This is a genomic window from Cochlodiniinecator piscidefendens, from assembly GCF_011326755.1.
In the GTDB taxonomy this organism is placed as follows: domain Bacteria; phylum Pseudomonadota; class Alphaproteobacteria; order Rhodobacterales; family Rhodobacteraceae; genus Cochlodiniinecator; species Cochlodiniinecator piscidefendens.
In genome coordinates this window covers 21,795-35,898 of sequence record NZ_JAAOIE010000008.1, presented here as the reverse complement: position 1 = coordinate 35,898, position 14,104 = coordinate 21,795, and the positions used below count along the sequence as shown (strand labels likewise).

General features: G+C 50.8%; 12 protein-coding genes. 3 read left to right on the top strand and 9 right to left on the bottom strand.

What is annotated here, in order from left to right; translation table 11 throughout:
• Positions 1 to 16: 16 nt before the first annotated feature.
• The 4 genes from G9C99_RS16010 to G9C99_RS15995 are packed head-to-tail and all read right to left on the bottom strand — an operon-like array spanning position 17 to position 4,254.
• Positions 17 to 985 carry a glycosyltransferase gene (locus G9C99_RS16010; RefSeq protein ID WP_166418536.1) on the bottom strand — a complete coding sequence of 323 codons (969 nt, stop codon included), beginning with the start codon at positions 983 to 985 and terminating at the stop codon, positions 17 to 19.
• Complete coding sequence (locus G9C99_RS16005; protein ID WP_166418535.1) at positions 985 to 2,208, bottom strand: glycosyltransferase family 4 protein; 1,224 nt, start codon at positions 2,206 to 2,208, stop codon at positions 985 to 987. Before G9C99_RS16005 ends, G9C99_RS16010 begins: the two co-directional genes overlap by 1 nt.
• On the bottom strand, positions 2,195 to 3,130 hold the full coding sequence (locus tag G9C99_RS16000; RefSeq protein WP_166418534.1) for an NAD-dependent epimerase/dehydratase family protein: 936 nt from the start codon (positions 3,128 to 3,130) through the stop codon (positions 2,195 to 2,197). The genes G9C99_RS16005 and G9C99_RS16000 overlap by 14 nt, the downstream gene beginning before the upstream one ends.
• On the bottom strand, positions 3,127 to 4,254 hold the full coding sequence (locus G9C99_RS15995; protein ID WP_166418533.1) for a Gfo/Idh/MocA family protein: 1,128 nt from the start codon (positions 4,252 to 4,254) through the stop codon (positions 3,127 to 3,129). The genes G9C99_RS16000 and G9C99_RS15995 overlap by 4 nt, the downstream gene beginning before the upstream one ends.
• 143 nt (positions 4,255 to 4,397) lie before the next feature.
• Here G9C99_RS15995 and G9C99_RS15990 point away from each other — a divergent pair, with 143 nt between their 5' ends.
• Complete coding sequence (locus G9C99_RS15990; RefSeq protein WP_166418532.1) at positions 4,398 to 5,150, top strand: WecB/TagA/CpsF family glycosyltransferase; 753 nt, start codon at positions 4,398 to 4,400, stop codon at positions 5,148 to 5,150.
• Here G9C99_RS15990 and G9C99_RS15985 read toward each other — a convergent pair.
• From G9C99_RS15985 to G9C99_RS15975, 3 genes are read right to left on the bottom strand one after another with little or no spacing between them, the layout of a single operon-like run.
• Positions 5,141 to 5,902 carry an SDR family NAD(P)-dependent oxidoreductase gene (locus G9C99_RS15985; RefSeq protein ID WP_166418531.1) on the bottom strand — a complete coding sequence of 254 codons (762 nt, stop codon included), beginning with the start codon at positions 5,900 to 5,902 and terminating at the stop codon, positions 5,141 to 5,143. The genes G9C99_RS15990 and G9C99_RS15985 overlap by 10 nt on opposite strands.
• Positions 5,895 to 7,460 (bottom strand): GMC oxidoreductase, encoded by a 1,566-nt coding sequence (locus G9C99_RS15980; protein ID WP_166418530.1) that lies wholly within the window; start codon positions 7,458 to 7,460, stop codon positions 5,895 to 5,897. The genes G9C99_RS15985 and G9C99_RS15980 overlap by 8 nt, the downstream gene beginning before the upstream one ends.
• Complete coding sequence (locus tag G9C99_RS15975; RefSeq protein WP_166418529.1) at positions 7,457 to 9,409, bottom strand: acyltransferase family protein; 1,953 nt, start codon at positions 9,407 to 9,409, stop codon at positions 7,457 to 7,459. The genes G9C99_RS15980 and G9C99_RS15975 overlap by 4 nt, the downstream gene beginning before the upstream one ends.
• Positions 9,410 to 9,545: 136 nt before the next feature.
• Between G9C99_RS15975 and G9C99_RS18520 the strand changes: the two genes are divergently transcribed.
• Positions 9,546 to 10,040, top strand: coding sequence for a serine acetyltransferase (locus tag G9C99_RS18520; protein WP_231704103.1), 495 nt, complete (start codon positions 9,546 to 9,548; stop codon positions 10,038 to 10,040).
• Here G9C99_RS18520 and G9C99_RS15965 read toward each other — a convergent pair.
• Positions 10,037 to 11,329, bottom strand: a complete 1,293-nt coding sequence (locus G9C99_RS15965) for a glycosyltransferase family 4 protein (protein ID WP_231704102.1) — start codon at positions 11,327 to 11,329, stop codon at positions 10,037 to 10,039. The genes G9C99_RS18520 and G9C99_RS15965 overlap by 4 nt on opposite strands.
• Positions 11,326 to 12,711 carry a hypothetical protein gene (locus G9C99_RS15960; RefSeq protein WP_205859871.1) on the bottom strand — a complete coding sequence of 462 codons (1,386 nt, stop codon included), beginning with the start codon at positions 12,709 to 12,711 and terminating at the stop codon, positions 11,326 to 11,328. The genes G9C99_RS15965 and G9C99_RS15960 overlap by 4 nt, the downstream gene beginning before the upstream one ends.
• 218 nt (positions 12,712 to 12,929) lie before the next feature.
• Between G9C99_RS15960 and G9C99_RS15955 the strand changes: the two genes are divergently transcribed.
• The gene (locus tag G9C99_RS15955; protein ID WP_166418527.1) at positions 12,930 to 14,096 is read left to right on the top strand and encodes a glycosyltransferase family 4 protein; all 1,167 of its coding nucleotides are present in this window, start codon (positions 12,930 to 12,932) and stop codon (positions 14,094 to 14,096) included.
• Positions 14,097 to 14,104 lie beyond the last annotated feature (8 nt).

The window sequence follows — 14,104 nt, the reverse complement described above, 5'->3', positions numbered from 1 at the left end:
GTCAAATTATGATGCGTTATTTATACTCAATGATGTTCATTTTATGGCCTTGGCGTTGCCGCTTTGTGAATATGAGCATGCCGATGAGGTTTGGAAATTTGGAAATCAGCAGATACAATCCGTGATGCAAAGCCTCGGGCAGGGGTAGCCCGTTTTGTATAAGCCCTTGGACCGTGCGTAGGTATGAAAGAACATAAGCACCCAGCAGGAAAATTAAAAAGATAGGGCTTAGTGTTAGAAAAATGAGGGCAAAGAGCGGCAATAGCGCTGCAAAAATCCAAACACGGCGTCGCTCACGTTGAAAATAGGGCGGGTGCATTGCGCCCACTTGGGCAAAGCCATGGCCGCTACGAATGGCGCGTTGCCACCATTGCGAAAATTGTGTCATGTCGGCATCGTGAAATGTCATGTCTTCTGGAAGGCGGCGAATTTTCCACCCAGCATTGCGGATGCGAATGCAAAATTCATCGTCCTCTGCGGCGATCACAGTTGGATCAAAGCCACCTACCTCGTCAAAGGCTTCAGCGCGAACCATCATATCGCCGCCGCACGTCAGGATTTCGCCAGCCGGGCGATACCATTCAAAGTCACACATGGCGTTATAGATGCTAGAGGCGCGGTTCACCTCCGAACGCCAACCTGTCACGATCCCAAGGTCGGGGTTTTCTATCAAAGCTGCTTTTGCTGCGCTCAGCCATGTTTTTGATAACACACAGTCCCCGTCGATGAACTGCACGAATTCGATGTCGGGGTTGATTTTCATCAATGCCTCAAACCCGGCATTGCGGCCACGGGCTGCTGTAAAAGGAAGGTCGGCGCGCAATTCTACAACATTTGCCCCTGCCGCACGGGCTGTGGTGACGCTTTGGTCTGTAGAACCTGAATCTACATAAACCATAGGGACAGCGATGTGTGATATCACGTCTAAGGCGCGCGCCAAACGGTTCCCTTCGTTGCGGCCGATTAATACAATTCCGATACTCATTACTTGTCCTCTGGCCGTAGCCCGGGTGTTTTGTGGTTGTGGTGGTCGATGATGATTTGGCTAAGCCACTTTGCTTCTTTCGCGGCATCAAAGTCTTTTAGAACTTTAGCACGCCCCTGTTTGGCCAATGCGGTGGCGTGAACCGGGTTATGCAGCAGGTCTTTGATACGCTGGGCAAGTTGTTGCGCATCACCGGGGGCTACCAACATTGCGTCATCCACCAGTTCAGACACACCCGCGATACGCGTTGCAACAACAGGCATCTCTGAGGCTAGGGCTTCCATCAGCACCACAGGAAGTCCTTCAGCAAAGCTGGGCAGGATGAGCATATCATGCGCTTCTAAAGCCTGCGCCACCTCGGATTGTGATTTATATCCGACAAATTTTACGTTGCTTGGTGCAGTCTTTTCCAACGCGGTGCGTTCGGCACCATCACCGATGAGGGTAACGGTCAGGTCTGGGTGTGTTGGGCGCAGTTGATCAAGTGCCTCAAACAACACAGGCAACCCTTTGACGGCAGCAAGGCGGCCCACGAACAGTAGGTTTTGGCCGCTCCGCTCGCGGGTGTTTTGATAACGGTCAGGGTCAACGCCGCAATGCACGATGTGAAATTTGCTCCAGTTTTCCGACGATGCAAAGCTCATGGCTTGGGAGCGCGCGAAATGACTGATACAAGCAACAAATTGCGCGCGCTTCAATTTTTCATCCAACCGCCAACGATGCGCCTCATAAAAAATATCAGGGCCATGCAGGGTAAAGCTGTAAGGAATGCCTGAGATTTCACTGGCCAGCATCGCAACAGTGCCGCTGGCCATGGCGATGTGGTTGTGTAGATGGGTGATCCCTTTGCGGTGCATGTGTCTTGCCAGTACGCTTGCCTCGGCAAGATATACCATTTGATATAGCAGCCCCTTCATCCCCGGTTGACGGGTTTTCAGCGCCAATGCAAAGGCAGAAAAGCAGCGTCGCGGATTCCGACGCATGTTGGACAGGTGGCTGCGCAATAATGTGAGCGGCGATAAGGCGGCTTTTAGGACGTGAAAGGTGCGTGTGGCTTCGGATTTTTGCTCCTCGCCGACCAGATGTTCAAGGCTTGTTTCGCGGATAGAACATGTTTCAACGGTAAGGCCGGTTGCCCGCAAGCCAGCGACTTCGCGCTGGATGAACGTATCCGTCGCACGCGGGTATTCCCCAGTGAGATATGCAATTTTATGATCTGTCATCTGATCCCCCGCTTTCGGCAAAAGCCTTTTCAAAGCTATGGGTTTGTTTCCATCCCATGGCATGCAATTTTTGCGTGTCATAAGTTACGCTTTGATAACGCGCCCGTAAGGTTGCAGGTCTGAGGATACCCGGAAGAGGTAACGATTGGGGGAGAATATGTGCTAATGCCAGCAGAAGTTTCCATGAAAATGGGATGATAATCCGCGGCCAGTTTGTAGTTTGCATGGTGTGCAAAAAATCGGCTCGGGTTGGTCGGTCATCATCAATGACATTTGTGATGTCATTTTGCAGGCCGCTTTGCTCCGCTGCAATTACCAATGCTTGAGCACAGTGTTCTACATAACAGGTGGGAACTGTTCCATGTTTTGATAGGCGAACTAATATTGGTCCTAACCCCACACCGATATGGCTGTTCCATAGCCGACTGGGGCCAAAAACAGCACCAGGGCGCATGATGTGAATGGGGCCGGAATACAGTCTTTGAACCAAGGCTTCTTGGGCTATTTTACTCTGACAATAGGTGTCTCGTAGTGTGGGGGTTGGCTCAACAGGGCAGCTTTCGTCAATGTGTAGTGCATTCGCGGGGTAGACCGCGATCGAACTGACCAAAACGAGGATGGGTTGGCCTTGAATGGCTTCGATTAAACCTTTGGTGGCTGAATGCGTGTCTCTTTGTTGGCGCGCAGGGTTTGACGATAGAGACGCAGCCACGTGAATGACGGCGTCTACCTTAGGAAAGGGAGCAGGCCCGTTCGCCAAATCGGCAACCAACGGTGCGATTTTCTGATCGTCGGCCCATTCCGGCGGGATGCTTTCTGGGTTGCGAACAACAGCGATAACGTCATGGCCACGTTTGCGTGCCATTTTGACAGTGTACTTTCCGATAAACCCAGAGGCCCCAGTGATCAGGATTTTTTTCATTTGGCCCAGTCCATGAGATCTGGTCGCTGGCATGAGGTTTGCATGGTCAAAGCGCCAGAATGTGCACCAGAGTTCTGGATCGCCAATGTGATCTCATTCACATGAAGGGCAAAATCCGCAGCCATACGGCAGGGGCGGTTTTCGCGTATTGCGTCACGCATTTCGATTGGGCCGAGCGCAAAGTTCATAGCCGCAGCGCCTTTGCGCGTCACCTGAGGATGGGTTGGGCCGCTGACTTTAACGCGCTTACCGAACGGATGTTCTAACAACCGCCTACGCAGGTTAAACCGTCGGTGAAATTTGACCGTCGCTGCGTTGTCCCACGCTTTTTTTACCGCCAAGACACCATTTTCACCGATAACGCGAATTTGGTGATTGTGGGGGGCGACAATTGAACAGGTTAAGCGTGCAACCATGCCATCAGTGAAAAACAACGTCGCGGTTGAAAAATCGGGTGTGTCAGTCGGGCCGGGTTTGTCAGGGATTAGTGCTGCGGAAGCGGCGACAACCTGTTTGACCGGACCAAACATTGCGATAAGCCACGTCAGATAATACCCGGCATGTTCCAATGTGCATCCCACATTGAACTCATCCTTGTAAGGCCATGGTGCGCCCGATTCACTGATCCAGTCGTGATAGCGGGCCTGCGGTATAAATCCATCGTCCAGTTCCGCGTAGACTAGGCGCGGTATTCCGACGATGTTGTCACGAACAGCTTTGGCTAACGTTTGCGCGGCTTCGCCCAAGTAACTACAAGGGGCCGAGGCAAGCAGGCGTTTTCTGTCGTCGGCAAGTGCGTAAAGCGATTGAGCATCGGTCATATCCATTGCGAGCGGTTTTTCGCAGTAGCAATGAAACCCAGCCTCAAGGATAAGTTTGTTTAATTCGAAATGCGCATCCGGGTTCGTAAGGTTGAGAAAAATAGCGTTTTCGTCGTTTTGAGCGCATTCAAAAAGTGTCTCAAGACTATCAACCGTCGAAACATCCCAATGCTTTGCAAAAGCCACCCGCCTGTCAGGGTCTTGATCAAAAGCTGCGGAAATTTTTGCATCTGAATAGAGGGCGAATGACCTCATATATAGGTCCGCCACGAAGCCACAGCCGATGATATAAAATGCGGTCATAAAATCCTCTTGTGAGGGACTTCTTCCCTTAAAATTGTGGCAAAACTATAGCGAAAAGCCCAAAGAATTCCAGTGAGATGCAAGAAATTCGTGTTGGTCACTGGCAATCGTGTTAAGCCAAGCCAACTTTGACGGAGGCCCAAGTGGAATTTACAGCAGGCGCACGTAAAATTTCAGTAAATGTTGCGACGCAATCCGAGCTTTGGACTGAGGTTGATCATCGGTTTCAGGCGGGCGAAGGCTTTGCCTTGGCGACGTTGAATTTGGATCATCTGGTGAAGCTGCGTGATTCAGCGGAATTTCATGCGGCTTATTGTGCCCAGGATTTGGTTGTTGCTGACGGAAATCCGATCGTTTGGATTTCTCGTGTGGCGGGTGAACCTGTTGATTTGCTTCCCGGTGCTGATCTGGTCTTGCCCTTGGTTGAACATGCCACACAGGCTGGGGTGTCTATCGCGCTGCTTGGCAGTACAGAGCAGGTGTTGGATGCAGCAGCGGAGCATTTGGAAACGCGCGTGGCAGGGTGCCAGGTGGTTTGCAAGATTGCGCCAAAGTTTGGATTTGACCCCGAAGGATCTGATGCTGCCGGCATGTTTGATGCGCTGAACGCGTCTGGGGCGGGATTATGTCTTGTGGCACTTGGTGCACCAAAGCAGGAAATATTTGCCGCACGTGGGCGAAGATTATCCCCACAAATCGGATTTGCGTCCATTGGTGCAGGTGTTGATTTTCTGGCAGGTGAGCAAAAACGCGCCCCTAAATGGGTGCGAAAACTGGCAATTGAATGGTTGTGGCGGCTTCTATCTAATCCAAAGCGTTTGTTCGGGCGCTATTTCAAATGCGTTGTGATTCTACCCGGACATTTTTTACGAGCATTGAGACAGCGTTATAAGTGACGTAACTTTGGCCCGCTGCGTAGAATTTTATCCCGGATGCGGCGTTTCAGTGATCTAGGTTCAGGGAGTTCGCGGTCCATTTCAAAGGTTGTTCCGCTCAGGCTACGATCATGCCAAAGCGCGAGTTTCGCACCCCACTTTGCGGCTTGGGTAGGGGACAAGCCAGTTGCCAACCCCATGTCGGTGGCCAACATGCCGGGCATCCAAGTGTTGACCACAATATCAGGAAACCTGTCAGAAATATCTGCTATCAGCGCGCGGGTAAAAATGCGCTGTGCTCCTTTGGAAACACTGTATGCCCCGGAGGCAGGAAGCGGCGCGATATCGGCAAAACTGGAGACATTTATAATTCGCCCAATTCCGGTACCTGTCATGGATTGCAGCGCTGCATGTGTTGCATTGACGGTCCCACCCAGATTGATAGCAACGGTTTGGGCATAACTTTCGGGCGTTTCATCTAAAAAGTCGCGATGCGGGTAAACTGCGGCGTTATTGATTAGGATGGTGATAGCGCCGAGGTCTGAAATGACCGTATCAAAGGCCGACTTTAATTCATTTGGATCGGATACATCTGCAACAACGGGGGTGAATAACCCGCTTTGCGCAAGCTTTTGCGTTTCAATGAGGGCTTCGTTGCGCCGACCAATACCCGCCACGCGCACACCTTGTAGCGTCAATTCAATTGCAAGCGCACGGCCCAGTCCAGAGCTGGCGCCCGTTACAACAGCAATTCCGTTTCTAAGGTCAATCATCCGATACCTTCAATTCATCAATAAGGTGCGCAGCAACCCTAAGTGCATTGGCCGCAATGGTTAGACTTGGATTAACGCCCATAGAGGTTGGCATGAATGAGGCGTCAACCGCATAAAGATTTTTAACCCCGTGCAATCGACATTGGGCATTCAAAACGCTGCTACGTGGATCATGTCCGAAAACCAAGGTGCCAGAAGGGTGGCCAAAATTCAATTCAGGCTGATGGGACAGAAAAAAGGGTTTTAATCCCCGCAAACGGGTTTTGATCTGTTTTCTAAACAAGCTGCGCCGGGCCATGAGTTCAGGGTGAAAGCGATATTCGAGTGTGATCGTATCTGGGTTCTGGTCCAGAATGACTCGGTTTTCGGGGTAGGGCAGGTCTTCGAAAATACCGACAAACAGACTCGCGCTACCAAAGAGTTTTGTTGCGATGGCAGCGGGCAATCGGGTGAGATGGCGCAGTCCTTTGAGGCGGCGTAAAAAGGAGCGATCATATATCATATTGAGATAATGAACGATTTCCCCATAAGAGGCCTCTATGCCCAAGGCTTGGATCATGCCAAGGCGTGTGGCGTTGTGTGTGTATAAATCGCGCAGGGCGATTGCCTTTGAAGTGCCTACACTTGCGCCCTTCGGCCTCAGCGCAAACATTTCGTTGAGGTGAAACATCAGATTGCAACCGACCAACCCGTTGGTATTTCCCAACCCATCTGGCCAGTGTCCGTTGCGTGATTTCAATAATAAATGAGGCGAACGAAGCGCACCAGCCGACAGGATATACCGCCGCGCGCGCAAAGAAACTTCGGTGCCTTTGTGCATGGCGGCAATATGGCTAACCTGATCCGAACTGCTGTGAATATGGGTCACGTCACATTCATCCAGTAGTTCTGCATGTCCGGTGGCAAGCGCAGGTTCCACCCCGGCGGATCGCCCATCCATTTTGCACGCTTTCGGGCATTTGAACCCTAGGCAACTCTGGCAATCTTCAACGTTCTTTATCGCCATATGGCCACGATAGGGGTGCAGGCCTTTGGATTTTAGCGCAGCAAATAAAGCGGTTTCACCCTCAGTTGGGGCAGGCGGGTTTTCTAATGTAGTAGGCTGTTTTGATAGCGGATCTGGCGTCCCATTGATGTGGTATTGGGTTTGCGCTTTGCGGAAATATGGAGCGAACTCAGCATAAGAGACTGGCCATCCCCCAGTAGGGTGTTTGATTTTCGCGGTATCGTCTAAATCGTGGGGCTCAGGACATTCAAGCGCCGCCGCATAAAACACAGAAGAGCCCCCAACCCCGGCACCAAGTGGCGCGAAGAATTCGGTTTCTATGCCGTTGACTTTGGCCTTCATCGGTTTTGGCCAATACCCGCGCGTTGCCCGCGCCGTTGCATCCCATACATCGTGCCGCAAAGTATTTTGCTCGCAACGCAAGCCCTTCTTACCTTTTTCTAAGAACAAGACCGAAAGACCTGCCTCGGCTAAGGCACGTCCAATTGTACCGCCACCTATTCCGGTACCAATAACGATAACGTCCCATATCTTATCGCTGGCTGTGGTCATTCGTCTGAACCTGTAAAGAAACGCGTAAACAGATGACGTAAGCTTAAGGCAGCAGTATTTGTGATGTGATTGTTGTCAAAATAATAGCCGGAACCATTTTGAATGGCGTTGCATCCGTTTTCACAAAGGATCGGTTGAGGATCAATTAGTGTGACTGTATCGGCTTGTGCGGCTGATTGAAGTTGTGGATCGCTTGAGGCAATGCGCTCTGCGAGTGCGGATTCTGTCGCCGTTAGCTGATCAGCTGTAACGGCGCGCCTGTGCGCCAGCGCTTGGGCGACATTCCGTGAATCGTAGTTGGGGAGTTCGGGGACTTGCCGCAAGATAAACACGTCTGAAACATAGCTTTGCAGCGCGGAAAGGGTCGTGTCAAAGGCTGTGCCAAAATGGGGTTCTAGGCTTATTGTATTGTGGGCGTCATTCCCAATGCCGGTACCTTCAGCATAATAGGACCATCGACCAATCAGCATCACACGTTCAATTGTGTCGTAGGTGTTGAACACATGCTCTATGCGGGCGTTCGCATCTGTACAGCTTGCATCCTCCGATGGTGTTGCAGCAGATTCCGTTTTTTGGATATTGAAAAAAGGAGGACAACCAGCACGCCATATCAAGAGCCCGGCGACTCCGTTTTCATGTGCGGCTAAATCAAGCCCTTCGCGAAAGGCGCGAACATGGGAATCCCCCCATACCAATACCTCGGGAGTTTGACCCTCGGGACCGATTGCGCAAATCTCTATCCCTGTAAGGGGGCCATCGTTGGCAGTGTCGCAGCGACTCCAATCTTGTAAAAAATCTTGGGTGGCGCGAATGTGGATTTGGGCAGTGTCGGAAAAACGATCAATCACGCCATTTTTCACGTATAAGGCGGCCCCGAGCGCACATAGTGTAACTGATGCTATTGCCGCGCTGGAAAATATCAGGTGGGGTGATAGAGATTTTGCGTGGCGTATTGGGTTTTCAACATAGCGCCAACTGATCGTCGCGAGCACAATGGATAGCATTAACCAGCCCAGTGTTTCACCTACGTTGGACGGTTCGCCAAAATAAGTATGTGACAGGACCACGACAGGCCAATGCCAAAGGTAAAGCGAATAAGATATCAACCCAACAGCCACAAAGGGGCGTGAGGACAAGATTGAGTTTACGAGGTTTTTGTTTCCCCCGTTTATGAGGATTAAAACCGTTCCCGCCACCGGGGCCAATGCATAAATGCCGGGAAAGGTTGCGTTGGGTTGTATCAACAGAATCCCCATACCGAGGCAGGCAATTCCAGCCCACGACCATAACGGGTGAATGTCCCATTTCGCTTGTGTTTCACGCCCCCAGATCGCCAGTAAAACCCCTGCAAGCAGTTCCCATGCACGGAATGGAAATAGATAAAATGCGGCAGGTTGATTGATTGAGGTGGCCCAAATGGATGCGGCCAACGAGGCGACAAATGCGAAACATAGGCAACCAAGCAGAGTCTTTCTGTGTCGGAGCAGCAAAAGCATCAAAAGGGGTAGGAAAATATAAAACTGCTCTTCCACCGAAAGCGACCAAGTGTGCAGGAGCGCTTTGTCCTCTGACGCGGTGTCAAAGTATCCAGCCTGACGAAAAAATAGGATATTCGAGAGATAGAGCGTCGCCGCAATGAGCCCTTTCCCGAATTCTCGGAATTCAAATGGCAGAAGAACCAGCCATCCAATCGCGAATGTTACCAAACACATGACAACGTAGGCCGGGGCCAAACGTTTTAGGCGACGTTGATAAAATCGGGACAGAGAAAGGCGGGAATGTGTGGAAATTTCGTCCCACAAAATGCCGCCGATGAGAAAACCAGAAATGACAAAGAAAATGTCAACGCCGACAAAACCGCCGGAAATTCCGGGTACAGAAAAGTGAAATAGCACAACCGCCATCACAGCGATACTGCGCAGCCCATCTATTTCTTTGCGGTAAGTCATGTAATTTCCTGTAAACCCTTGATTTCATCCATAACGCGTGGATCATGCGCGACAGTCAAGGCCCGGTTTCTCGGCGCTCTTGCCCCTGCGGCAGAAGTGAGACAGGCTAAGGGAAATTTATACAAAGGAACATCGCTTGGAGCCGCATCCAGATGATTTAAATGTCAGTGCTACCCAACCAGATTGGCATCGGGAAGCACCGCGTCGTTTTTGGGACCCTGCGCCAAAGCTATTGCGGAGTATTCGAAGCTATCAAAAAGCGCGGCAATCAGGCGGAGTGTTTGGAAAGATCTGCGCGAAGTATTGGGTGCTGGTGCATTGGTTCTGGTCTGTTGCGACGCAAAGTGAAATCCATCTGCATATGGAAATCAGCGGGGGGTTGCGGCTGCCACATCCGACAGGGATAATTATTCACCCGGATAGTGTGATAGGCCCTAACTGTATGATTTTCCAACAGGTTACCCTTGCCGGCGCCGTGAAGGTTGGTGGGCATGTCGATATAGGGACGGGTGCCAAAATCCTTGGACCGCTGACCATTGGAGACCACGCTAAAATTGGGGCCAATGCAGTTGTGACACAAGATGTCCCAGTGGGCGCAACTGTTGTTGGCATACCTGCGCGTGAAATTTAAAAGTCGAACGTTGGTTTGTCTGTGTGTCCAAGGGCCCAATCATAAATTTGGGCTATTTGGTTGGCTTTTTCGGTCCACGTAAAATGATCAGCAACGCGTAATTTTGCGGCAGCTCCCACAGTTCGGACGTGTTCTGGGTTGGCTGCGAGTTGTGTTAAGGCATCGCGAAAGCCCGATACTATTTCCGACCTTGCCCCTAAGGGGACTTTAAATCCTGTTGTTTCCGTGACCAGTTCAGCTGGGCCAGCATAGTCAACGATTAAAGGCGCGATGCCGAGCGCCATCGCCTCAAGCACAACACCGCCCCCGAATTCACGAACGGACGGGAACGATAGAAGTTGACAGGCGGCGGTGATATTTTGCACGTCTTCGTGGGCGCACCATCCATGAAATGTGACGGCACCCGCGAAAGGTTTTGCTTGGTTTTTAAGGGCTTCCATCATCGGGCCGTCCCCGATGAAGTCGATTGTAAGCTGTTCGTTTTGTAGCAGTGGTGCCGCAGCCTCTAACAACATATCAGGGCCTTTGTAGGGAACCATACGACCAATAAAGCTGGCTTTTAATGGACCAGATGTGGGCTTATTCGTTGCTGAAAACCTTAGGGGGTCAATTGCATTTTCTGGGATGTAGATGCTTTTTTCTTGGGCAAAATTCGGGATTTCACCCTTGGTGTGATGGGAGCCAGCAATGATCGCGGCCGCATGGCGCAGAGTGGATTTTCGACCGGGGAGCGCTTTGTAAACCCCACGGACATATGACAGAAATTCGCGCTCTTGACGGCGCTCAGCGTCAAAACCTTTGGGCCACGGAACCCCACCATTCAAAGGGCCAAGAACAAATGGGATATTTGCACGCGCGCACTTTGCAGCGATGGGACTGCTGATCGTTGGGGATAGGGGTGTCACCCGATGGACGATATCGTATTCACCGGCGCGAATGGCACCGCCGAATTGTTTCCAAACAAGCCGTTCAAAATATGGATAGGACAGGGCTGAAACGGCCTGCAATGCAGTCCATCCTTTGCCTTCGCCCATACGCAAAGCAGACCCAATGGCCCAAAGGGGTTTGGCGAAGGCTTCGGAATCGATTGCGGTAAAATCTTCCCCTTCGGTTAGGCCTGCCCGTAAAAACGCATCGCGATTGCGGATTTGCGTAACGATATGCACATCTGCGATCTGCCCAAGTGCGCGCGCAAGCGCCCATCCGATCAGCGGGACGGACACCCATTCCGGGTTGGCGGCTTCAGCGATCACGAGAACGCGCTTACGGGGAGGGGAGATCGTATTCAAATGAGTGTCCGCGCTGGAGTATCGGGAGTGGCGCCGTAGATATCTAATGGTTTCAATGTGCGTCCGCGCCGCAAGAGTTCTGCGTGACCAAGCAAGGCCCCAGAGAGCAACCATGTCATTGGTGTGAGTGTCGCATTTGGAATGAGGTCGATTAGATTGACTGCGAGCAAAAGCGATAAAGGTCCTATGTAGGGTGAAACAGCGCCCTTGGGTAAGTGCCTTGTTTCTCGCCATAACAAAAATAACGGTAAAGCCAGCAAGCCAAATTCGCCTAAAAACCCGACGATTCCAAAGACGCCAAAAGTTATGATCCATTGACCATCTGAAACAGTTGAAATGCTACCTGTTACAGGATCATGAAGATGGTTTCTGCCCCAACTTCCCCACCCAAATAATGGTTTTTCACGGGCGCGAACTGCCAATAAATCCTCATTCTCAAATCGAAATTGCAGAGAATACGCGCGCTCTCCGCTGACCTTTTGAGCAAGGGAAAGTAGCGTATTTGTTGGCACCAAGTCTGCAGATTTTAGCGCGGGATACAGTATCGCAAAAAATGCAAGTACCGCGGCTATTCGAATTTGGGTCCGATTTGGAAGCAATATGATTGCGGGGATAAGGAAAACAACGAAAATAACCGGCCCTAACGTTTTGCATAAAATCAGCAAAACTGAAAACAGTACTACGGCCCAAATATAACGGGTCCGCTTTGCCAGAGGCTCAGAGCGCCACAGGATAAATGCAGCGACGAGCGCTGTCATAATAAAGAACGCCACCCAGATCCCGTGTTCTAGAAAAACGAGGGGTCGAAATCCACCTGCTCGGATTGTTTGGCTAAAGACGTGTTGGAAAAATCCATAAACCCAGGTGTTAATTTGTGGGCTCAAGCGGACTTCGATCAGGATTGGTAATGTGTAAAATAACGCGCCGATCACCAACGCGACCAGCAAATCGCGCTGAGCATTGATTGAATTCAACAAAGGGCGCGACAACAAAAAGCCACCCAACAAAATGGCCTGATTTATGCATAATGCAAGGGCGTCTGTGACCTTAAGACCGGGCAGACCTTCGCCGCCGAATATCAAAGGCTCGGGGTTGTTTAAAACCGTAAAGATTGGCGAGAATATAAAAACGGCCAAAAGGCAACGCGCGGCAAGGGACTGTGGAACGAGTGGAGTACGTTGTGGCAACAGAACGACACACAGCAAAAGCGCCGTGACATTCGGAATAGTGTTTTTGTTAAACGGCGGTAGTAGCGGAAAATCAAAGCTGGTGGGTAAGGGAGGGAGCAGAAGATAAGCCCCCAACATTGTCCATATCAATGCCCGTGCTGGCGGTAGTTGTCGCCACAGCCCGACCGTTATGAGGGGCCAGAGTAAAAGCATTATGTATGCGATGGTGTTGGGCATACCCGACAGTACTACCTTTTTGTATTCTGAAAGAGATTCGTCATGATTTGGTCGATTTTCAATTGTATAGCAAAGGCAATGAAGACTGTCGTAAGGATGGTTCAAAGAAGAGCATTCTAAGTTAGGGTGTGTTTTTAGGGTCGCGCAAGTGCGGGTCTTTGAAACGGTTGGGTAAATGGATTTAGGGGTCGGCCTTGAAAATCGCGTATCTTTGTGACCATTCGCCAGAGTTGGACTGGACCTATTCAGGTGGAAATGCCCGCATTTTTAAAGCCCTTCAGTCCGAAGTGGGCGATGTCACTGTCCTGAGTAATCATTGGGGGGCATTAGAATGGATGCGCCGCGCAATTCATGAAATGCCTGACGCGTTAAACCTGCGACTACGGTGGCGGTTGCACTTGGCCTTTTCGCGACTGATTGCAAGAAAGGTTGCTGGGGAACTGGGCAAAGAACGCTATGATATGTTGTTTTGCCCTTACAGTTTCCAATCGCTTGCCGGATTGAAATTACCCTATCCGATGTTGCGTGTGTTTACGGCTGATGCAACTCCGACGGTCTATAAAAGATCCGAAGTCGGGGCATCCTTCGGGTCATTTCTTTCTGTTTCTCGCTTGTTTGACCCATTGGTTTTGAGGGCAGAGCGGAAAGTATTTCAGGCCAATGACCTAAATTTGTGGCCGTCTCATTGGCAGAAAGAACAGGCTGATCATCTCTATGATTTACAGGATGCGCAATCCGTCGTTGTGCCATGGGGTGCAAATATGTCGGCACCTCAATTGGGTTGCAGCCGTGGACTGGACAATGGTGTCCGGCTTTTACTGGTTGGGCGCGATTGGTTTGCAAAGGGTGGTCTCCTGGCGTTTGAAACGCTTAACGCCCTTCTTTCACGTGGGGTAGATGCCACGCTGAGTGTTGTTGGCTGTACCCCGCCTGATTTTCACAGGAACGCGGCGGTCCATGTTTTCCCTTCGCTGGATAAGTCAAAGCCAGAGGAGTTGAAGACATTTGAAAACCTCTTTCAGCAGGCGCATTTTTTATTGATGCCCTCGTTTGAATCCTACGGCTTTGCATTTTGCGAAGCCTCGGCATACGGATTGCCTTCTTTGTGCCTCAGGCAGGGAGGTATTCCAATAGTCGAAGGTGTAAATGGGTTTGCTTTGCCTTCTGGATCAACGCCAGAGATGTTCGCAGATCAGATTCAAAGTGTTTTGTCGCATAGCGAAAAATATGAAGCGCTTTGCAGATCATCGCGTAGATATTACGAAACGGATTTAAACTGGAAAAGCTGGGCGCAGAACCTGCGAAATCTATGCGAAGGAAGGATAGTAGAGCGACCCCTCGTTTCCCCCCGGAACGAGTAGGCCGCCCA